This window comes from Bradyrhizobium sp. GW821-FHT13H06, from assembly GCF_058803975.1.
The window spans coordinates 21,478-43,502 of record NZ_JBXAPN010000018.1; the positions used below are offsets into that span (position 1 = coordinate 21,478).

At 63.3% G+C, this 22,025-nt stretch carries 15 protein-coding genes; 13 read left to right on the forward strand and 2 right to left on the reverse strand.

What is annotated here, in order from left to right; translation table 11 throughout:
• Positions 1-10 precede the first annotated feature (10 nt).
• Both AC1RQP_RS38855 and AC1RQP_RS38860 read right to left on the reverse strand, forming a co-directional pair.
• Positions 11-1,576, reverse strand: a complete 1,566-nt coding sequence (locus AC1RQP_RS38855) for a PfkB family carbohydrate kinase (protein WP_239624471.1) — start codon at positions 1,574-1,576, stop codon at positions 11-13.
• Positions 1,577-1,660: 84 nt separating this feature from the next.
• On the reverse strand, positions 1,661-2,689 hold the full coding sequence (locus AC1RQP_RS38860) for an SDR family oxidoreductase (RefSeq protein ID WP_239624466.1): 1,029 nt from the start codon (positions 2,687-2,689) through the stop codon (positions 1,661-1,663).
• 165 nt (positions 2,690-2,854) lie between these two features.
• On the opposite strand from AC1RQP_RS38860, the gene AC1RQP_RS38865 reads away from it, so the two are divergent.
• The 13 genes from AC1RQP_RS38865 to AC1RQP_RS38925 all read left to right on the forward strand — a co-directional run bounded on the left by AC1RQP_RS38865 (position 2,855) and on the right by AC1RQP_RS38925 (position 21,939).
• Positions 2,855-3,442, forward strand: a complete 588-nt coding sequence (locus AC1RQP_RS38865; protein ID WP_492942915.1) for an SIS domain-containing protein — start codon at positions 2,855-2,857, stop codon at positions 3,440-3,442.
• A 12-nt stretch (positions 3,443-3,454) separates the two neighbouring features.
• Complete coding sequence (locus tag AC1RQP_RS38870; protein ID WP_492942917.1) at positions 3,455-4,477, forward strand: lysylphosphatidylglycerol synthase transmembrane domain-containing protein; 1,023 nt, start codon at positions 3,455-3,457, stop codon at positions 4,475-4,477.
• Between the two features lie 82 nt (positions 4,478-4,559).
• Positions 4,560-5,828 carry a methyltransferase domain-containing protein gene (locus tag AC1RQP_RS38875; protein ID WP_492942919.1) on the forward strand — a complete coding sequence of 423 codons (1,269 nt, stop codon included), beginning with the start codon at positions 4,560-4,562 and terminating at the stop codon, positions 5,826-5,828.
• 338 nt (positions 5,829-6,166) lie between these two features.
• Complete coding sequence (secE, locus tag AC1RQP_RS38880; RefSeq protein ID WP_007611620.1) at positions 6,167-6,358, forward strand: preprotein translocase subunit SecE; 192 nt, start codon at positions 6,167-6,169, stop codon at positions 6,356-6,358.
• Positions 6,358-6,912, forward strand: a complete 555-nt coding sequence (nusG, locus tag AC1RQP_RS38885; RefSeq protein WP_028177956.1) for a transcription termination/antitermination protein NusG — start codon at positions 6,358-6,360, stop codon at positions 6,910-6,912. Before secE ends, nusG begins: the two co-directional genes overlap by 1 nt.
• 134 nt (positions 6,913-7,046) lie before the next feature.
• Positions 7,047-7,475, forward strand: a complete 429-nt coding sequence (gene rplK, locus AC1RQP_RS38890; RefSeq protein WP_011088164.1) for a 50S ribosomal protein L11 — start codon at positions 7,047-7,049, stop codon at positions 7,473-7,475.
• Positions 7,476-7,481: 6 nt separating this feature from the next.
• Positions 7,482-8,174, forward strand: a complete 693-nt coding sequence (gene rplA / locus AC1RQP_RS38895; protein WP_018647230.1) for a 50S ribosomal protein L1 — start codon at positions 7,482-7,484, stop codon at positions 8,172-8,174.
• A 90-nt stretch (positions 8,175-8,264) separates the two neighbouring features.
• Positions 8,265-9,218: a 2-hydroxyacid dehydrogenase gene (locus AC1RQP_RS38900; RefSeq protein WP_492942922.1), complete on the forward strand. Its 954-nt coding sequence runs from the start codon at positions 8,265-8,267 to the stop codon at positions 9,216-9,218.
• Between the two features lie 588 nt (positions 9,219-9,806).
• On the forward strand, positions 9,807-10,325 hold the full coding sequence (rplJ, locus tag AC1RQP_RS38905) for a 50S ribosomal protein L10 (RefSeq protein WP_025037001.1): 519 nt from the start codon (positions 9,807-9,809) through the stop codon (positions 10,323-10,325).
• Between the two features lie 54 nt (positions 10,326-10,379).
• Positions 10,380-10,757, forward strand: coding sequence for a 50S ribosomal protein L7/L12 (rplL, locus tag AC1RQP_RS38910; protein WP_028177960.1), 378 nt, complete (start codon positions 10,380-10,382; stop codon positions 10,755-10,757).
• Positions 10,758-11,240: 483 nt separating this feature from the next.
• Positions 11,241-15,365, forward strand: coding sequence for a DNA-directed RNA polymerase subunit beta (gene rpoB, locus AC1RQP_RS38915; RefSeq protein WP_492942925.1), 4,125 nt, complete (start codon positions 11,241-11,243; stop codon positions 15,363-15,365).
• 128 nt (positions 15,366-15,493) lie between these two features.
• Positions 15,494-19,690 carry a DNA-directed RNA polymerase subunit beta' gene (gene rpoC, locus AC1RQP_RS38920; protein ID WP_492942927.1) on the forward strand — a complete coding sequence of 1,399 codons (4,197 nt, stop codon included), beginning with the start codon at positions 15,494-15,496 and terminating at the stop codon, positions 19,688-19,690.
• Positions 19,691-19,884: 194 nt separating this feature from the next.
• On the forward strand, positions 19,885-21,939 hold the full coding sequence (locus AC1RQP_RS38925) for an FAD-dependent oxidoreductase (protein WP_239624455.1): 2,055 nt from the start codon (positions 19,885-19,887) through the stop codon (positions 21,937-21,939).
• The last annotated feature ends 86 nt before the right edge of the window (positions 21,940-22,025 follow it).

Here is a 22,025-nt window from a genome sequence, read left to right on the forward strand (position 1 = left end):
CCCGTTCGCGTCACTTCAACAACGCGGTGACAAATTTGACCAGCGGCGCCTTTTCGACCGAGCTGCGGTGGCCGACGATGCCCACCTTGATCGCGCCCGCCGCGTTGCCGATGAAGGCGACGTCTTCGATGTTGCCGCCGGCTGCCACCAGCGGCGCCGTAATTGTCAGGAAGGCATCGCCGGCACCGACCGTATCCACGACCGTCTTGGTGAAGGCGGGCACGCGTGCGACGCCGGTCTTCGACGAGAAGGGGTAGCAGCCGAAGGAGCCGTGCGTGATGATCATGTTGTCGCAATCGATCTTGCGGTGCAGGCGGTCCTGGATCACCGACGCGATGTCGCTGAACTTGTCGGTGGCCGCCAGGCGCGCTTCCGGCGCGTCGATGCAGACGTAGTCGGCGCGCGGATATTTCGTGATCAGATTGTAGCCGTGGTTTCCGCTGTTGCTCTGGGCGTTGACCGCAAGGAACTTGGAGTTTGCGATCAGCGTGTCGATCGTGCTGGGTGCGATCATGCCGTGGCCGAAATCGGTGACGATGACCACGTCACCGCCGCGCACGCGCTCGGCGGTGACACGGTCGATCTCCTTGCGCTCGGCCTCGTCGAGCGGCGTGTCGTCCATGGTATAAACTTCGAACAGCTTGTGCAGGTAGCCCATCTCGACGTACCGCAATTTGCGGGTGGTCGGGCGGCCCTGAATGCGGATCGGGGTGAGCGTGACATTCGGGCGGACATGCGCGCGGATGAACTCTTCGGGGTAGTCCTTGCCACCCAGCGTCGTGACGATCTCCACCGACTTGCAGAAGCTCGCCACGTGATTGGCCGCGGCAATGACACCGCCGGCAAATTGCTCGCCGTTCTTGAACAGAGTGGCGACAATGTTCTCCTTCGAGGCCTTTCCGAGCGCCGTGACGTACTGATATTCGTCGATGATGGTATCGCCGACCAGCACGACGTGCATGTCCTGGATCTTGTCGATCAGCTTCAGCAGGCGCTCGGCGCCACCGCCTTCGCGCACCTTCTGGAGGTAATCGCGCAGAGGGGGATCGTAGATGTCGAAGTAGCGGTTCATCAGCGACGACGAGCTGAAGGTCACGTCGCGGGTGAAGACGATGCGGCCGCCATGGCGTTCGACGGCCTCCCGCTCGACCGCGATCTTGCCGGTGACGTCGTCCTCGGGATTCTCGTAGTCGGAGCCCTTCACGTAGATGTCTGGGCGCACGGTATCGAGGATCGGCTCGGCGCTGGATGTCCGGTTGATGCCGACCCAGTCGACGGTGCCGAGCGCGGCCAGCATCTCGGCACGCATGTTCTCCGGAAAGATCGGCCGTCCCGGCCCCTTGTTGACGAAGCGGTCCGCCGTGACGGTCACGATGACCACATCGGCCTCGTTGCGTGCCGCCAGGATGTGCCGGACGTGGCCGAGATGCACGAGATCGAACACGCCATGGCAGAGCGCAACGGTCCGGCCCTCGGCCTGCGCGGCCCGCGCGATCTCGCCCAGTTCCTCGACCGTCTTGATCTTCTGGTGCGGCGCCGGATGAACGGTCGGCTTGTCCGTCGGAATATTACCCATGTGAATTATCCAAAGCGCGGGTCGGTCTGGCCGGCCCGGAAATGATCGGTTGGCGGCACGAACGCCGGGGTCGAACGAGTCTGCTCAACGGCCCGCCTTCTGCGGAGTGCCGGACGCCGCATCGCCGTCGTCGCCGAGATATTTGAACCAGTCCTTGGTGGCATCGGCGATCTTGTCCACAGTCCACAGAGGCGCGTCCCTGTACTGGTCCATCGACTTCAACATCGTCGCGACGCCATCCTCGAACTTCACCTTCGGCGCCCATTTCAGGACCCGTTTGATCTTGGTGATGTCGGCGTATGTGCAATCGGGCTCGCCGGGACGCTTGGGAATATGGACCTTGTCGCCGCCGAGAAGCTCGACCAGCCGGTTGACGCTGTAGGTGTTGTCCGAACCGACGTTGAATATCTCATGCGAGACATCGGAGCGCGCCGCGGTCACGAAGGCATCGGCGACATCGCTGACGAAGGTGAAGTCGCGGGTCTGCTCGCCATCGCCGACCACGGTGAAGGGCTTGCCCGCAAGCTTCTGCGCCATGAACACGCCGAACACGGCACCGTAGGTGCCCGTGGTGCGATGGCGAGGCCCGTACACGTTGAACAGGCGTAGCGCCACGGCAGGCAGCTTGTAGACCTGGCACCAGTGCATGACGCACTGCTCGCCGAGATTCTTCGTGAGTGCGTAGGGATACATCGGCCGGATCTCGGCGCTCTCCGGCGTCGGATAGGTGTCGGGGATGCCGTAGCAGGACGATGACGCCGCATAGACGAAGCGGCTGACGCCCGCGTGCCGCGCAGCCTCAAGAACATTGACCGTGCCGTCGACGTTGGCGCGGTGATACGGGATCGGGGACTCGATCGAGGGAACGATGTCAGCCAGTGCCGCGAGATGGAAGACCCAATCGATACCGTGGAAATACGGTTTGATCGCGTCGAGGTCGGTGACGTCCGCCCGCACGACCTTCAACTGGCTCGAACTGGCGCGCGCGGCCAGATTCTCGGCGCGTCCGATAACGAAATTATCGAGCGCAATGACCTCATGGCCATCGTCGAGCAGGCGATCGACGAGGTGGCTGCCAATGAAACCGGCGCCGCCAGTAACGATGCATTTCATGGGGAACATCCGTGACGCGAATGCCCAGCGAAACAGGCTCGCCAATGTTGAGTGAAACCCGAAAGCCGACTACCAGCCGCTCGGAAACTTTGCAAGTATTATACCTTTGCAATCCTTGGTAATAGCCGGTATCACCCGGACATGTTGCAATCGAGCCGCCAGCCCATGCCTGCCGAGTCCGTCGATCCCGAGCATAAGGCCTTTCTCGACGACTACGTGGGCCGCCTGCATCGCGCGACGGCGATCGACGACGGTATTTTTGCCAGGATCTCCGCCACGCGCGCGTCCTGGTTGCGTACGCGAGAGCAGGGCGGTCGTGTCATCTTCATCGGCAATGGCGGCTCGGCCGGCATCGCCTCGCATCTGGCGATCGATCTGGCGAAGAATGCGTCGGTGCCTGCACTCTGCTTCAGCGATGCGAGCATGATGTCGTGCCTTGCCAACGATTACGGCTTCGAGGACTGGATCGCGCACGCAGTGCGGCTGAATGCCCGCGGCGGCGATTGCCTCGTCGCGATCAGCTCGTCCGGACGTTCGAAGAACATTCTCAATGCAGTTGCGCAGGCGCGTACGATGAAGCTCGACGTGATCACGCTGTCGGGCATGAATGCGGACAATCCGCTGCGCAATCTCGGCGACGTCAATTTCTGGGTCGACAGCCGCAGCTACAACATTGTCGAGACCACGCACCAGTTCTGGATGATGGCCGCAATCGACCTCGTCATCGGTCGTGCGGAATATCCGGCGTCCTGAGGCGGGCATCCGATGCAGTCGCGATTCAAGCATGCGGCCCTGTTTTCGGTGAAGCTGCTGCTGTCGGTCGCGGTGCTGGTCTACATCGCGCGCGGCCTCGACCTGCGCCAATTGCGAACCCATCTCGTCTCGGTCGATCCTGTCCTGTTCGTCGTCGCGTTTGCGCTGATCTTCTTTCAGACCTTCGTGCTCAACGGCCGGTGGGAGCTGATCATGCGTGCGCTCGGCGTGCCGCTGAACTGGCTCGCGGGCTGGCGGATCCTCATGATCAGCCTCTGGTTCAATCAGGTGTTGCCGTCGTCGGTCGGCGGGGACGCGGTGCGGATGTGGCTGCTCCGCCAACGTGGCGTGCAGTGGTCGGAGGCGGTCAAGGGCGTTGCGGCAGACCGCTTCACGGCGTTGATCGGGCTGATCGTGCTGATGGTGGCCGGATTGCCGTTTCTGCTGTCACGCGTGTCCAATCCGGCCGCGATCCTGGCCATCGGCGGACTGACGCTGGCGGGCGTCGCCGGCACCGTGGTCCTGTTGACGCTCGACCGTCTGCCGAAACGCCTCATCGCGCTTCCCGCGATCGCAAGCTTCGTCCGGTTCGGAGCGCTCGTCAGGTTTCTTCTGCTGCAATCCGAGCGCCGTGGTTTGCTGTTCGGATCCGCGCTCCTCATCCATCTCGTGACGGCGGCGGCCTGCTACACTCTGGCGCGCGGTGTCGGAGCGCAGCTCTCGATCCTCGACGCCGGCATCCTGATTCCGCCGGTCGTGCTGTTGACGGCCGTTCCGATCTCGATCAGCGGCTGGGGCGTTCGCGAAGGGGCGATGGTCGCATGTCTCGGTCTTGCGGGCGTGCCGTCCGAGGAAGCGCTTTCGGTTTCACTCCTGCTGGGTGCCATCAGCGTGATCGTCGGCCTCGTCGGCGGCGTGATCTGGCTGGCGAGTCCGGAGCGCGGGTCGTATTCCGCGGACAAGGCCGCCAGGGCGGCGGAGGAAGCGCCCGGTTTCGCGCTGGGGCAGGGCACCGAAGTCTCGAGCCACTCATGACCTGCTTGAGCCCGTTGCCGATCTGGTCTTCACAGGGTGGGGCTGTCTCACTCGCTCGCATATCTCATATCTCGGTTCCACGATGAAAAACCTGTTCTACGTCCGCCAAACTTGCCGCCTCTGCCATTCGGACAAGCAGGAGCTGGTCGTGCCGATGGCCGGCATGCCCATCGGCACGCCGAACTTCCAGGTGCCGGACGCGAGCGTCGACGATCCGGTCTTCCGGGCCGCGGTACCGATGGCGCTGCATCTGTGCCGGGACTGCGGCCACCTCCAGATTCTCCATGTCGGCAATCCGGAGATCCAGTACCGCAACTACGTCTATACCACCTCGCTCTCGCTCGGCTTGCGGGAGCATTTCGCAGGCTATGCCAACGACGTCGTCAGCCGCTTCGGGATCGCGCCGGGCTCGCTGGTCGTCGAACTCGGCAGCAATGATGGATCGTTGCTCGGCTTCTTCAAGGAGCGCGGCATGCGGGTGCTGGGTGTCGATCCCGCTGTCGACATCGCGCGGCGTGCGACGGAAGCCGGGATCGAGACCATCGGCGATTTCTTCACGGACGCGATCGGGCACCGCATCCTGCAAAGCCATGGTGCGGCGAGCGTCGTGATCGCCAACAACATGATCGCCAATGTCGACAATCTCGATCCGCTGGTGATCGGGGTTCGCGACGTGCTCGCGCCGGATGGATTGTTCGTCTTCGAGACGCAGTACGGCGTCGATGTCACCGAGAAGAACCTGCTCGACACCGTCTATCACGAGCATCTGTCCTATTTTAACATCAAGCCGTTGACGCGCTTCTTCGCGCGGCTCGGCATGGAAGTGATCGACGTTCAGCACATCTGGACCAAGGGCGGCTCGATCCGCGTGACGGTCCAGCGCGCCGGCGGTACGAAGAAGCCGTCAGCGGAGGTTGCGAAGTTCATCGCTGAGGAAGACCGGCTCGGCGTCGATCAGCCGGCCTATTATGCGCCCTATGTGAAGAGGATCGCGGCCATCCGCGACGAGCTGGTCGCGATGGCCGATGCCGCCCATGCGAGAGGGCAGCTGGTCGCCGGCTACGGCGTCTCGGTCGGCACCACGACGCTGCTCCCGCAGTTCGGCCTGGAGAACAAGATCGACTTCCTGGTGGACGACGACCCCAAGAAGGGGAACGTGATGGCAGGCCCGGGTTACGACATTCCGATTCTGCCCCCGGCGGCCCTCTACGAGCGCAAGCCCGCGTTCGTCGTGGTGTTCGCCTGGCGCTATGTCGACCCGATCCGGGCCAAGCACGCCCGCTATTTCGCCGAGGGTGGAAAATTCGTGGTGCCGCTCCCGGGTGTCTCCATGGTCGACCGGGCCGACTGATCCGGGCGGCGGGTTGGTCAGGGAGGTTCCGGGGCTGATCTCGCCCCCGCTGGGACGGGGAATAAGTCCTTGATCCTCCTTGGGGTGTGCATGGTCGCCTGAGGACGCCGGCTTCTCGCCGCGAAGCCCCGTATCTTGACCTTTGGCCCCATCCGCAGTATTTACCCGGCACTCGCAGCCGGCCCGTTAGACGCGGATCTCCGGCGCGGCTTTGAAATCCCCGAACAATCGAGCCCGGTTTCCGGCTCATCCTTCGAGACAGAGGGCTGGGCCAACGGCGGCTGTTCGGATCCCCGAAATTCATTCGCGTCTGTCGACGGACGTTGGACATCAAAACGATGGCAGTCAGCCCGTTCAAGTTCTTGCAGGAAGTGCGTTCGGAGACCGCCAAGGTCACTTGGCCGACCCGTCGTGAGACCACGATCACCACCATCATGGTGTTCGTCATGGTCGCCGTCGCCTCGATCTTCTTCTTCGCCGCCGACCAGATCATCCGCTACCTCATCACCTTCCTCCTGGGCATTCACTGATGGCAACGGCAACCGCTCAATTGTCCGACAAGCGCTGGTACATCGTTCACGCCTATTCGAACTTCGAGAAGAAGGTCGCCGAATCGATCCGCGAGCAGGCCAAGCAGCGCGGCCTCGAGGATCTGTTCGAGTTGGTGCTGGTTCCGACCGAGAAGGTCACGGAAGTGCGCCGCGGCCGCAAGATCGATGCCGAGCGCAAGTTCTTCCCGGGCTATGTGCTGGTGAAGATGAAGCTGACCGACGAGGCGTTCCATCTGATCAAGAACACGCCGAAGGTGACAGGCTTCCTCGGCGCGGAAAACAAGCCGATGCCGATCTCTGAGGCCGAGGCCATGCGCATCCTGCACCAGGTGCAGGAGGGCGTGGAACGGCCGAAGGCGTCGGTGTCGTTCGAGATCGGCGAGAATGTGCGCGTGGCCGACGGCCCGTTTGCCTCGTTCTCGGGTGTCGTCGAGGAAATCGACGAGGCGCGCTCGCGCGTGAAGGTCGCGGTGTCGATCTTCGGCCGCGCAACGCCGGTCGAGCTGGAATTCGGTCAGGTCGAGAAGGTCTGACCGGACGAGGCGTGAGGCTTCAGGCCTTGCGCGACAAGAGGCCGTGGGAGGACGAAGGCGGTTGCCAGCCGCACATCGATCCCGACCACGAACCTGAAACCGCCGGCGACATGCCGGCACAACAGGAGTGATACATGGCAAAGAAAGTGACCGGATACCTGAAGCTTCAGGTCCCGGCCGGCGCGGCGAATCCTTCGCCCCCGATCGGTCCCGCGCTCGGTCAGCGCGGTCTCAACATCATGGAGTTCTGCAAGGCATTCAATGCCCAGACCCAGAAGGAAGAGAAGAACACCCCGATCCCGGTGATCATCACCATCTATGCGGACCGTTCCTTCACCTTCGAGATGAAGACGCCGCCGATGTCCTACTTCCTCAAGCAGGCCGCCAAGATCCAGTCCGGCTCGAAGGCGCCGGGCCGCGACAAGGCCGGCAAGGTGACCAAGGCGCAGGTGCGCGAGATCGCCGAGAAGAAGATGAAGGACTTGAATTGCGACACCATCGAATCGGCCATGAAGATGGTCGAGGGCTCTGCCCGTTCGATGGGTCTGGAAGTTGCGGGGTAAGCGGTCATGGCAATCGGAAAGCGTTTGAACAAAGCCCGCGAAGGCATTGATCGTGAAAAGCTTTACCCGCTCGCGGACGCCATCAAGATGGTCAAGGAGCGCGCGAAGGCGAAGTTCGACGAGACCATCGAGGTCGCGATCAATCTCGGTGTCGATCCGCGTCACGCCGACCAGATGGTCCGCGGCGTCGTGACCCTGCCGAACGGTACCGGCCGTACGCTCCGCGTCGGCGTGTTTGCCCGGGGCGCGAAGGCCGACGAGGCCAAGGCGGCCGGTGCCGACGTCGTCGGCGCCGAGGACCTGGTCGAAAAGGTGCAGAACGGCTCGATCGACTTCGACCGCTGCATCGCCACCCCCGACATGATGCCGCTGGTCGGCCGTCTGGGTAAGGTGCTCGGCCCCCGCGGCCTGATGCCGAACCCGAAGATCGGCACCGTGACCATGGACGTCACCGGCGCGGTGAAGGGTGCCAAGGGCGGCTCGGTCGAGTTCCGCGTCGAGAAGGCCGGCATCCTGCAGGCCGGCGTCGGCAAGGCCTCGTTCTCCGAGGAGAAGCTGGTCGAGAACATCAAGGCCCTGGCGGATGCCGTCTCCAAGGCGAAGCCGGCTGGTTCCAAGGGTACCTACATCCAGCGCGTTGCGGTGTCCTCGACCATGGGCCCGGGCGTGAAGGTCGAGCCGGGCACCATTCTCGGCTAAGGTTCGGAAATTGCATGAGGCGAGGGGCGGAATTGGGCAACCGATTCCGCCCCTCGTCGTTTGTGGCCGCGCTCTCCGGAAACAAGAACAATGGCTGACAAGGTCCTGATCTACTCGCGCTTTCCGAAAACGATGATGGCGCGTTTCGCCGAGCGGTTCGAACTGCTCGACACCGCTGGCAAGCCCGCGCACGAGGTTTTTCCGGCGGATGAGCTCAGGGGCATTCGCGCGATGCTGACCGCGGGCGGGACCCCGCTCGGCGCGGAGGCGATGGACCTGTTTCCAAGGCTCGGCGCCATCATCTGCTACGGCACCGGTTATGACGGCGTCGATCTGAAGGCAGCCGCCGCGCGCAACATCGCCGTCGGCCACAGCCCGGGCGCCAATGCGGCTTCGGTCGCCGATATCGCGATGACCCTGATGCTCGCGGCGACGCGGCGGCTTCTGGTCGCCGACCAATATGTCCGTAGTGGCGACTGGGCGGCGTCAAAACAGTCGCCAATGATGCGGCCTCAGGCCGGCATGCCCGGCCGCCGCATCGGGGTCTACGGCATGGGCGAGATCGGCCGCAAGATCGCCGTGCGCTGCGCGGCTTTCGAGAGCGAGGTTGGCTATTTCAGCCGCACCAAATACGATCTGCCCTATCGATATTTTTCCTCTCTGGAGGCGCTGGCCGACTGGTGCAGCGTACTGATGATCGCGGTCCGGGCAGGGGCCGAGACCCAGCATGTCGTCAATGCCGATATCTTTCGGCGACTCGGCGCGGACGGCTATGTCGTCAACATCTCCCGCGGCTCCGTCATCGACGAGAAAGCCCTGGTCGCGGCGCTCGCCGACAAGACCATCGCCGGCGCCGGCCTCGACGTCTTTGAGACGGAACCGCACGCCCCCGATGCGCTGACGGCGCTGCCGAACGTGGTCTTCGCCCCGCATATCGGCGGCCACACCCTGGAATCACACGTTGCCATGCAGAATTGCGTCCTGGCCAACCTGATCGCGTTCTTCGAGGGCAAATCGCTCCCTTATGCGGTTAAATCGGCTTGAAATCGGGCCTTGTCGGCCGAGATCAAGCCTGGCCGGCAATCGATTGGAACTGGTGTGAATTTTGCTCTTGGCAAGCAGGCAGAGAGCGGTTAAAGAACCGCCTCCGGACGTGCCGGCCTCGGCTGGCGCGTTCGTGCACGCATTCCGAAAACCTGACGCGACAGGAGATCATTCCTTTTCAGGACGTCCGCAAGGATTTGCCCGAAAAGGAAGGAAAACCCGTCGGTTGGTGGGATGCGGGCAGAGGTCGGACGGTTCGCCGGCTGGCCTCGTCCTGTCCAAGACTGCAGGCGCCTGCGGGAAATTTCGATTTCTCAACGGCTTAATCGCATGGCCTGCATAGACGGGTGAAGACCGGATTTCACTTCGCGCCCAGCTTCAACGGTTGGGTTCGCGAAACGGGTCTGGTTCGGACCTCGACACGCCGTGGGCCTCCAAGGGGCTCCCGGAGGGCAGGCTTTGAATTGTCGTCTTGCCCGGCGCGTGTCCGAAGGGTTTTGGCCCCGAGGTTCAGGTTTTGGGTGGGACGATGGGTGCAACCCGGCGGTCCCGCTTCTCGCGATGACCGCCAACCGGAGAGAGCTTGCTGTGGAACGAGCGGCAAAAAAAGAAGCGGTCGAACAGCTCAATGAGGTCTTCAAGACCACGAGCGTCGCGGTCGTTGCTCAATATTCCGGCCTCACCGTCGCCCAGATGCAGAAGCTGCGCCAGCAGATGAAGCAGGCGGGTGCTGCGGTGAAGGTCTCGAAGAACCGTCTCGCCAAAATTGCTCTTGAAGGCACTGACGTCGTTGCCATCGGCCCCATGCTGAAGGGACCGACCGTGATCGCCACTTCGAACGATCCGGTAGCGGCGCCAAAGGTCGCCATCGAATTCGCCAAGGCGAACGAAAAGTTCGTCATCGTTGGCGGGTCGATGGGAAAGACCGTCCTGAATGTCGACGGCGTGAAGGCGCTTGCCTCGCTGCCGTCGCTTGACGAACTGCGCGGCAAGATCGTCGGCCTCATCGTGGCCCCGGCGACCAAACTGGCCCAGCTCGCCAATGCGCCCGCGGGCAAGCTCGCGCGCGTCATCCAGGCTCATGCCTCAAAGGGCGAAGCGGCCTGACGCCCTTCGCAAAACTCAAACCCGAACCAGACTTACACGTAAGGAAACTGAACAATGGCTGACTTGCAGAAGATCGTTGACGACCTCTCGAGCCTCACCGTGCTCGAGGCTGCCGAACTGGCGAAGCTCCTCGAAGAGAAGTGGGGCGTTTCGGCCGCCGCGGCTGTCGCCGTGGCCGGCCCGGCTGCTGGTGGTGCCGCTGCCGCTCCGGCGGAAGAGAAGACCGAGTTCACGGTCGTTCTCGCCAGCGCCGGCGACAAGAAGATCGAGGTCATCAAGGAAGTCCGCGCCATCACCGGTCTCGGCCTGAAGGAAGCAAAGGACCTCGTCGAGGGGGCTCCGAAGCCGGTGAAGGAAGGCGTGAACAAGGAAGAAGCCGACAAGATCAAGGCCCAGCTCGAGAAGGCTGGCGCCAAGGTCGAGCTCAAGTAAGCAACGCTTGCTGACGGGATCCCGGCCGCGCATCGGCGAGGTCCGGGATCCCGGTCCGCTCCTTGAGAGGGGTGGGCCGGATGTAAAAGGCGTGCGACGGAACGTCCCGACGCAGGCCGAACACGAAAAAGTGTGGGGATTTGAGGGTTTACCCCTCGAATCTGCACTATTGTCGCCCCATATCGGGTCGGCAGCACGAAAGCGCGGTGGGCAGGGATTCCGGATTTCCCTGTAAGCCGTTGGGAGAGCAGGCTATTTCGGGCTTTTGCAGTCCGTGAAGACGATCGTTGTGACGGGCGGGTGCGCTCTTGCGCCCCGCGCGTCGTTTTGCGTTTTGAAGGTCTGAAGAACAGATTCAGGACATTCAAGCCTGAAGCTGCGTCTCTGGCCCCCAAGGCGGGTTCGAAAATTCAACCCGGAGAGCGGTGGCAGCCGCGTTCCGGACGGCGCGCCCAGAGCGGGCGACGAAAATGAGAGGCCACGATGGCGCAGCAGACATTCACCGGTCGCAAACGTGTTCGCAAGTTCTTCGGACACATCAAGGAAGTCGCCGAGATGCCGAACCTCATCGAGGTTCAGAAGGCGTCCTATGACCAGTTCCTGATGGTCGACGAACCCCCGGGCGGCCGTCTCGACGAGGGTCTGCAGGCGGTGTTCCGCTCGGTGTTTCCGATCTCCGACTTTTCGGGCACCTCGATGCTGGAATTCGTCCGCTACGAGTTCGAGCAGCCCAAATATGACGTCGACGAGTGCCGCCAGCGCGGCATGACCTTCGCTGCACCCCTCAAGGTGACGCTGCGCCTCATCGTGTTCGATATCGACGAGGAAACCGGCGCGAAGTCGGTGAAGGACATCAAGGAGCAGGACGTCTACATGGGCGACATCCCGCTCATGACGATGAACGGCACCTTCATCGTCAACGGCACCGAGCGCGTCATCGTCTCGCAGATGCACCGGTCGCCCGGCGTGTTCTTCGACCACGACAAGGGCAAGACCCATTCTTCGGGCAAGCTGCTGTTCGCCGCCCGCGTCATCCCGTATCGCGGCTCCTGGCTCGACATCGAGTTCGACGCCAAGGACATCGTCTATGCGCGTATCGACCGTCGCCGCAAGATTCCGGTGACGTCGCTGATGTTCGCCCTCGGCCTCGACGGCGAGGCGATCCTGTCCACGTTCTACAAGAAGATTCTCTACAAGCGGACCAAGGAAGGCTGGCGCGTTCCGTTCGACGCCAACCGTTTCCGCGGCTACTCGACCGTCAACGACCTGATCGACGCCGACACCGGCAAGGTCGTGCTCGAGGCGGGCAAGAAGCTCACCGTCCGCGCCGCCCGCCAGCTCCAGGAGAAGGGGCTGAAGGCGCTGCGCATGGCCGACGAGGAGCTGGTCGGCAACTACGTCGCCGAGGATCTCGTCAACCCGAAGACCGGTGAGATCCACGCCGAGGCCGGTGAGGAAATCACCGACAAGCTGATGAAGGCGCTCAACGAGCAGGGCTACAAGGAGCTGCCGCTGCTCGACATCGACCATGTCAATGTCGGCCCCTACATCCGCAACACGCTTGCAGCCGACAAGAACATGACGCGTGAGGACGCGCTGTTCGACATCTACCGCGTGATGCGTCCGGGCGAGCCGCCGACGCTGGAATCGGCGCAGGCCATGTTCCAGTCGCTGTTCTTCGACGCCGAACGCTACGACCTCTCCGCGGTCGGCCGCGTCAAGATGAACATGCGCCTCGACCTCGATGCGCCCGACACCCAGCGCACGCTGCGCAAGGAGGACATCCTCTCCGTCATCAAGACGCTGGTGGATCTGCGCGACGGCAAGGGCGAGATCGACGACATCGACCATCTCGGCAACCGCCGTGTGCGTTCGGTCGGCGAGCTCATGGAGAACCAGTATCGCATCGGCCTCCTGCGCATGGAGCGCGCGATCAAGGAGCGCATGTCCTCGGTCGATATCGACACGGTCATGCCGCAGGACCTGATCAACGCCAAGCCGGCGGCCGCCGCCGTGCGCGAGTTCTTCGGCTCCTCGCAGCTCTCGCAGTTCATGGACCAGACCAACCCGCTGTCGGAGATCACCCACAAGCGCCGCCTGTCGGCGCTCGGACCGGGCGGTCTGACTCGCGAGCGCGCCGGCTTCGAGGTGCGCGACGTGCATCCGACGCATTACGGCCGCATCTGCCCGATCGAGACGCCGGAAGGTCCGAACATCGGCCTGATCAACTCGCTCGCGACCTTCGCGCGCGTGAACAAGTACGGCTTCGTCGAGACGCCGTACCGCAAGGTCAAGGACGGCCGCGTCACCGACGAGGTCGTGTACCTGTCGGCGATGGAAGAAGGGCGCTATTCGGTGGCCCAGGCCAACGTGCCGGTCGACGCCAAGGGCCGCTTCACCGAAGACCTGGTGGTCTGCCGCTCGAGCGGAACCCGCGACGTCGTGCCGATGACGCCCGACAAGGTCGACTACATGGACGTGTCTCCGAAGCAGCTCGTTTCGGTCGCCGCGGCGCTGATCCCGTTCCTCGAGAACGACGACGCCAACCGCGCGCTGATGGGCTCGAACATGCAGCGCCAGGCGGTGCCGCTGGTTCGCGCCGAGGCGCCGTTCGTCGGCACCGGCATGGAGGGCGTGGTTGCCCGTGACTCGGGCGCCGCGATCGCGGCGCGCCGTTCGGGCGTGATCGACCAGATCGATGCGACCCGCGTCGTCATCCGCGCGACGGAAGATCTCGATCCGACCAAGTCGGGCGTCGATATCTACCGTCTCATGAAGTACCAGCGCTCGAACCAGTCGACCTGCATCAACCAGCGTCCGCTGGTGAAGGTCGGCGACATCGTCAAGAAGGGCGACATCATCGCTGACGGTCCGTCGACCGATCTCGGCGAGCTCGCGCTCGGCCGCAACGTGCTGGTCGCGTTCATGCCGTGGAACGGCTACAACTTCGAAGACTCGATCCTGCTGTCGGAGCGGATCGTGAAGGAAGACGTCTTCACCTCGATCCACATCGAGGAGTTCGAGGTGATGGCCCGCGACACCAAGCTCGGACCTGAGGAAATCACCCGCGACATTCCGAACGTCTCGGAAGAAGCGCTGAAGAACCTCGACGAAGCCGGTATCGTCTACATCGGTGCGGAAGTGCGCGCCGGTGACATCCTGGTCGGCAAGATCACGCCGAAGGGCGAAAGCCCGATGACGCCGGAAGAGAAGCTCCTGCGCGCCATCTTCGGCGAGAAGGCCTCCGACGTCCGCGACACCTCGCTGCGCGTTCCCCCGGGCGTGCAGGGCACGATCGTCGAAGTGCGCGTGTTCAACCGTCACGGCGTCGACAAGGACGAGCGTGCGCTGGCGATCGAGCGGGAAGAGATCGAGCGCCTTGCCAAGGACCGCGACGACGAGCAGGCGATCCTGGACCGCAACGTCTACAACCGTCTTGCCGAGCTCCTCGAGGGGCGGCAGGGCATTGCGGGTCCGAAAGGCTTCAAGAAGGACACCAAGATCACCCGTGCGGTGCTCGAGGAGTACCCGAAGTCGCAGTGGTGGCTGTTCGCTTCGCCGAACGACAAGCTGATGGCCGAAATCGAGGCCATGCGGAAGCAGTACGACGAGTCGAAGAAGGGGCTGGAACAGCGCTTCCTCGACAAGGTCGAGAAGCTTCAGCGCGGCGACGAATTGCCGCCCGGCGTGATGAAGATGGTCAAGGTCTTCGTCGCGGTGAAGCGCAAGATCCAGCCCGGCGACAAGATGGCCGGCCGCCACGGCAACAAGGGCGTGGTGTCGAAGATCGTGCCGATCGAGGACATGCCGTTCCTCGAAGACGGCACGCATGCCGACATCGTGCTCAATCCGCTCGGCGTGCCCTCGCGCATGAACGTCGGACAGATCCTCGAGACCCATCTCGGCTGGGCCTGCGCCGGCCTCGGCAAGCGTATCGGCCAGACGGTCGATGCGTACCTGTCGAAGCAGGACATCAAGCCGCTGAAGGAAACCTTGAAGAAGGTCTACGGCGAGGACGAGACGATCAAGTCGCTCAACGACAACGAGCTGCTTGAACTCGGCCACAACCTCAGCCGCGGCGTGCCGATCGCGACGCCGGTGTTCGACGGTGCCAAGGAAGCCGACATCGAGGAGATGCTGAAGCTTGCCGGTCTCGACGCTTCGGGTCAGTCGACCGTCTATGACGGCCGCACCGGCGATCCGTTCGATCGCAAGGTGACGGTGGGCTACATCTACATGCTCAAGCTGCACCATCTGGTCGACGACAAGATCCACGCGCGTTCGATCGGTCCGTACTCGCTCGTCACCCAGCAGCCGCTGGGCGGCAAGGCGCAGTTCGGCGGCCAGCGCTTCGGCGAAATGGAGGTGTGGGCGCTCGAGGCTTACGGCGCGGCGTACACGCTCCAGGAGATGCTGACGGTGAAGTCGGACGACGTCGCCGGCCGTACCAAGGTGTACGAGGCGATCGTGCGCGGCGACGACACGTTCGAGGCCGGTATTCCGGAATCGTTCAACGTGCTGGTCAAGGAAATGCGCTCGCTCGGCCTCAACGTCGACCTGCACAACTCCAAGATGGGACCGGCGCCGACGTCGGAAGCGGCCGAGTAATTCGACCTTTCATGCCCGGCCTTCGCGGCCGGGCATCGGCGCCCTTCCCGAGGCCTTGAGGGCAGGGCGCCTCGTTGAATGATTTTCGAATTTGCGGCCGGAGGCGACCGGCACGCGAGGAGAAGACGATGAACCAAGAAATTATGAATCTCTTCAATCCGACGACGCCGGCTCAGGTCTTCGACCAGATCCGGATCTCGATCGCGTCCCCAGAGAAGATTCTGTCCTGGTCCTACGGCGAGATCAAGAAGCCGGAGACCATCAACTACCGCACCTTCAAGCCCGAGCGCGACGGCCTGTTCTGCGCCCGCATCTTCGGGCCGATCAAGGACTACGAGTGCTTGTGCGGCAAGTACAAGCGCATGAAGTACAAGGGCATCATCTGCGAGAAGTGCTCGGTCGAGGTTACGCTGTCGCGCGTCCGGCGCGAGCGCATGGGCCATATCGAGCTCGCAGCTCCCGTCGCCCACATCTGGTTCCTGAAGTCGCTGCCCTCGCGCATCGGCCTCCTGCTCGACATGACGCTGAAGGATCTCGAGCGGATCCTCTACTTCGAATATTACGTCGTGCTGGAGCCGGGCCTCACCGCGCTGAAGGACCGTCAGCTGCTGTCGGAAGACGAGTATCTGAAGGCGCAGGACGAGTACGGCCAGGATTCCTTCACCGCCATGATCGGCGCCGAAGCGATCCGCGAGCTGCTCAAGGGCATGGACCTCGAGAAGCTCGAGGCTTCCCTGCGTGTCGAGATGCAGGAGACCGACTCCGACATCAAGCACAAGAAGCTCGCCAAGCGCCTGAAGATCGTGGAAGCGTTCCGCCACTCCGGCAACAAGCCGGAATGGATGATCATGACCGTGGTGCCGGTGATCCCGCCGGACCTGCGTCCGCTGGTGCCGCTCGACGGCGGCCGCTTCGCGACCTCGGACCTCAACGACCTCTACCGCCGCGTCATCAACCGCAACAATCGCTTGAAGCGGCTGATGGAGCTGCGCGCGCCCGACATCATCATCCGCAACGAGAAGCGCATGCTTCAGGAGGCCGTCGACGCGCTGTTCGACAACGGCCGCCGCGGCCGCGTCATCACGGGCGCCAACAAGCGCCCGCTGAAGTCGCTCGCCGACATGCTCAAGGGCAAGCAGGGCCGCTTCCGTCAGAACCTGCTCGGCAAGCGCGTCGACTATTCGGGTCGTTCGGTGATCGTGGTCGGTCCCGAGCTGCGCCTGCACCAGTGCGGCCTGCCGAAGAAGATGGCGCTCGAGCTGTTCAAGCCGTTCATCTATTCGCGGCTTGACGCCAAGGGCCTGTCCACCACGGTGAAGCAGGCGAAGAAGCTGGTCGAGAAGGAGCGGCCCGAGGTCTGGGACATCCTGGACGAGGTGATCCGCGAGCATCCGGTGCTGCTCAACCGCGCACCGACGCTGCATCGCCTCGGCATCCAGGCGTTCGAGCCCGTGCTGATCGAGGGCAAGGCGATCCAGCTCCACCCGCTGGTCTGCTCCGCGTTCAACGCCGACTTCGACGGCGACCAGATGGCCGTGCACGTTCCGCTGTCGCTCGAAGCGCAGCTGGAAGCGCGCGTCCTGATGATGTCGACCAACAACATCCTGCATCCGGCGAACGGCCAGCCGATCATCGTGCCGTCGCAGGACATCGTGCTCGGTCTGTACTACGTCTCGATCATGCGCGAAGGCCTGCCCGGCGAGGGCAAGGTGTTCGGCGACATGGCCGAGCTCGAGCACGCGCTGCACGCGAAGGTCATCCACCTCCACACCAAGATCAAGTACCGGTGGGAAGGCATGGACGAGACCGGCAAGGTCTCCAGGCGCTGGATCGAGACCACCGCCGGCCGCGTCATGCTCGGCAATTTGCTGCCGAAGAACCCGCGCATCTCGTACGAGATCATCAACAAGCTGATGACCAAGCGCGAGATCTCCGGCGTCATCGATCAGGTCTACCGTCACTGCGGACAGAAGGAGACGGTGATCTTCTGCGACCGCATCATGGCGCTCGGCTTCTACAACGCGTTCAAGGCCGGCATCTCGTTCGGCAAGGACGACATGGTCGTGCCGCACGGCAAGTGGAAGATCGTCGATACCACCCGTACGCTGGCGAAGGATTTCGAGCAGCAGTACAACGATGGTCTGATCACGCATGGCGAGAAGTACAACAAGGTCGTCGACGCCTGGTCGAAGGCCACGGAAGAAATCGCCAAGGCGATGATGAAGGAGATCTCCGCCACCAAGAAGACGGCGAGCGGAGCCGACGCCGACATCAACTCGATCTACATGATGGCCCACTCCGGTGCCCGCGGTTCGCCGGCCCAGATGCGCCAGCTCGCCGGCATGCGCGGCCTGATGGCCAAGCCGTCGGGCGAGATCATCGAGACGCCGATCATCTCGAACTTCAAGGAAGGCCTCTCGGTGCTCGAGTACTTCAACTCGACCCACGGCGCCCGCAAGGGCCTCGCGGACACCGCGTTGAAGACCGCGAACTCCGGCTACCTGACGCGTCGTCTCGTCGACGTGGCGCAGGACTGCATCATCACGCAGAGCGACTGCGGCACCAAGCTCGGCATCAAGATGCGCGCCATCGTCGATGCCGGCACCGTGGTGGCTTCGCTCGGCTCGCGCATCCTCGGACGCACGGCCTGCGAAGACGTGCGTGACAGCTCGGGCAAGGTGATCATCAAGCGCGATACGCTGATGGAAGAGAGCCACCTGGAGGCCATTCAGCAGGGTGGCGTGCAGGAGGTGAAGATCCGCTCGGCGCTGACCTGCGAGCTCGTCAACGGTATCTGCGGCAAGTGCTACGGCCGCGACCTCGCCCGCGGCACGCCGGTCAACCACGGCGAAGCAGTCGGCGTCATCGCGGCGCAGTCGATCGGCGAGCCGGGGACCCAGCTCACCATGCGCACCTTCCACATCGGTGGTGCGGCGCAGCTCAACGAGCAGTCGTTCGTCGAAGCCAATTTCGACGGCAAGATCGTGATCCGGAACAAGGCCATCGCCCGCAACAGCGAAGGTCACCTGATCGCGATGGTGCGCAACATGGTTGTCGCGATCGTCGATGCCGACGGCACCGAGCGTGCGACGCACCGTATCCAGTACGGTTCGCGCCTGCACGTCGACGAGGGCGACATGGTCAAGCGCGGCCAGCGCATCGTCGAGTGGGATCCCTACACCCGGCCGCTGCTCACCGAAGTCGAAGGCACGATCGGCTTCGAGGATCTGGTCGAGGGACAGTCGATCTCGGAAACGCTCGACGAAGCCACCGGTATCGCCAAGCGCGTGGTCATCGACTGGCGCTCGACGCGCGGCGGCGCGGACCTGCGTCCGGCCATCGTGGTGAAGGGCAAGGACGGCAAGGTGCTCAAGCTCGCCCGTGGCGGCGATGCCCGCTACATGCTGTCGGTCGATGCCATTCTCTCGGTCGACATCGGGGCCAAGGTACAGCCGGGCGACATCCTCGCCCGTGTCTCGACCGAAAGCGCCAAGACGCGTGACATCACCGGCGGTCTGCCGCGGGTGGCGGAACTGTTCGAGGCTCGGCGTCCGAAGGATGCGGCGATCATCGCCGAAATCGCGGGCACCATCCGGTTCGGGCGCGACTACAAGAACAAGCGCCGCATCTCGATCGAGCCGATGGACAAGACCGACGAGCCGCGCGAGTACCTGATCCCGAAGGGCAAGCACATCCACCTTCAGGACGGCGACGTCGTCGAAAAGGGCGACTTCATCGTGGAGGGCAATCCGGCACCGCACGACATCCTTGCGGTGAAGGGCATCGAGGAACTCGCGGCCTATCTGGTCAACGAGATCCAGGAGGTCTACCGGCTGCAGGGCGTGCTCATCAACGACAAGCACATCGAGGTGATTGTCCGTCAGATGCTCCAGAAGGTGGAAATCACCGATCAGGGCGATACGGACATGATCTCCGGCGAGCAGGTCGACAAGATCGAGTTCGACGCGCTGAACGTGAAGGCCAAGGAAGAGGGCAAGAAGCCCGCCACGGGAACGCCGGTTCTGCTCGGCATCACCAAGGCGAGCCTCCAGACCCGGTCCTTCTTCTCGGCGGCATCGTTCCAGGAGACCACGCGCGTCCTCACCGAGGCGGCGGTCAACGGCAAGATCGATCCGCTCGAAGGCCTCAAGGAGAACGTCATCGTCGGCCGGCTGATCCCGGCGGGCACGGGCGCCTCCATGGCCAAGATCCGCGAAGTCGCCATGAAGCGCGACAAGCTGATCCTGGACGAGCGCGAGAAGCAGACGGCCGTCGTGTCGCCGGCACCGGAAGCTGAGCTTCCTGCGCTGCCGCCTGCGGAATGATCGTTCATCCGTAGGAATACCGAGGACAACGAAAAGGCCGGCTTTTGCCGGCCTTTTTGCTGCTTTGATTGCTTGCTGCGATGCAGGATCAGCCTTTGTTCATCTTTCCTTCAGCCGTAAAAGCGCTTCTGCTAGGAGAGCTTAGACCGGTGGTCCCGTGATGGGGGGCAGCGCCGGAGGACCACGGAACTCACATGCTTGATCTCGCAATCGTAGGCGGCGGCCCCGGCGGGCTGATGAGCGCCTGGTATCTGAAGCGTAAGCTCGGCGATCTCTGCCGCGTCACCATCTACGAGGCCTCCGACCGGCTGGGCGGCAAGATCGTCACGCGCAAATTCGATTCGGCGCCCGCGATGTACGAGGCCGGCGTTGCCGAGATCTACGACTACTCGATGACGGGGCCGGACCCGCTGCGCGAGCTGATCCAGCATTTCGGCCTCCAGACCATTCCGATGGACGCCGAGCAGGTGCATTTCGGCGGCGAGCTCCTCAATGACGTGCCCGGCATGCGCCGCAAATACGGTGCCAAGACCGCGGCCGCGATCGAGGCATTCCGCGAGCGCTGCACCGAGATGTTGTCGCCGGTCGAATATTACGAGGGCGTCGGCGCGCACGACAACGAGAATCCCTGGGCCTACAAGACCGCCGAGCAGGTGCTCGACGAGGAGGTCGAGGACGAGACGGCAAAGCGCTTCTTCAAGGTGATGGCGCGCTCCGACATCGCGACCGAGAGCCACAACACCAACGGTCTCAACGCCCTCAAGAACTATCTGATGGACGTCGACGGCTATATCGGCCTCTATTCCATCCAGAACGGCAACGAGCAGCTGATCGAATGCCTGCAGTCGGAGGTCAATGCCGACATCCAGCTCAATCACCGCGTGCTCACCGTCGGCAAGGCGCCGACCGGCCGCTATCAGCTCAAGATGATGAACGGCAAGGGACCGGAGACGCGCGACTTCGATCTCGTCCTGGTCTGCCTGCCGCATTCGTGGCTCGCCACCCTCAGCTGGGAGGGCGAGCAGCTGCGCAAGTCGATGGTCAAGCACGTCGCCTATTTCGACCGCCCCGCGCACTATTTGCGCGTCTCGATCCTGTTCGACGAGCCGTTCTGGGGCGAGAAGATTCCGGGCGCCTGGTTCATGTCGGAGGCTTTCGGCGGCTGCTGCGTCTACAACGAGGGCGCGCGCCACGACGTCGGCAAGCATGGCGTTCTGAACTGGCTCATTCCCGGCTCCGACGCGCTGGCTTTCGCCAACCTGTCGGACCAGGAGCTGATCGATGCCGCCCTGAAATCGCTGCCGGCTTCTCTCGGCGATGCGCGTTCGCATTTCATGGAAGGCAAGATCCACCGCTGGCTGTCGTCGGTGAACGCGATTCCCGGCGGTCTGCCCGTACGCGACGTGATGACCAACCACCGGCCCGAGCCGAAGGAGCATCCCGGCATCGTGGTGGTCGGCGACTATCTGTTCGACTCGACGCTGAACGGCCTGCTCGATTCTTCGGATGCGGCGACCGACATCATCCTGACCGAGATGATGCGCCTGCGCCGCGAGCGCTCACAGGACGACAAGCCGCTGTCGGACAAGATCGATCGCGACTATTTCGAGAACTATCGCGGCCTCGGCCCCTATCATGAAGCGTGGCGGCACTTCACCGATCCCGATTACCTCACCAGGCTGATCGGCATCGTCTGGGGCAAGGCGACGGGCGCCAAGCTGCTGGTCGCGGGCTCCGCCAGCGGCGAACTGGTCGGCGCGCTGCGTGATCGCGGCATCGATGCGTGGGGAATCGAGAACAACCGCGCCATCCACGCCAAGACGCCGAAAGCGCTGAAGAAGTACAACAAGCTCGGCTCGATCACCGACATGCCGTTCAAGGACGGCATGTTCGACTTCGTGTTCGAGACCAGCCTCTGCCACGTGTCTCCGAAGCAGGTGGCCCGTGCGATCCGCGAGCTCAACCGCGTGGTCAAGACCGGCCTCGTGTTCGGCTCGATCACCTCGGACATGGCGCCGGCGCTGATCGACCGCTACGACCTGCTGCGCGGGGTCAAGAAGCTCGCCACTTGGTGGGAATGGTCCGAACTGTTCTTCGGCAACGGTTTCGACCTCTCGATGCACCGCAAGGATTGCACCGATGCGCTCTGGGAGGCGACGCTCGCCGCCAACAAGGGGCCGGGGCAGTGGTATGCCGACGCCGACAGTTTGCGCTATTCCTTCTTCGACAAGGTCGAGGACGAGGACTAGCCGCGGGGCGCGGATCGATTGGCCAATTGTTTTGCCGAATTCATTCTGATCGCATAGAATCGGTGCAATAGCGCATTCTCTGCGGT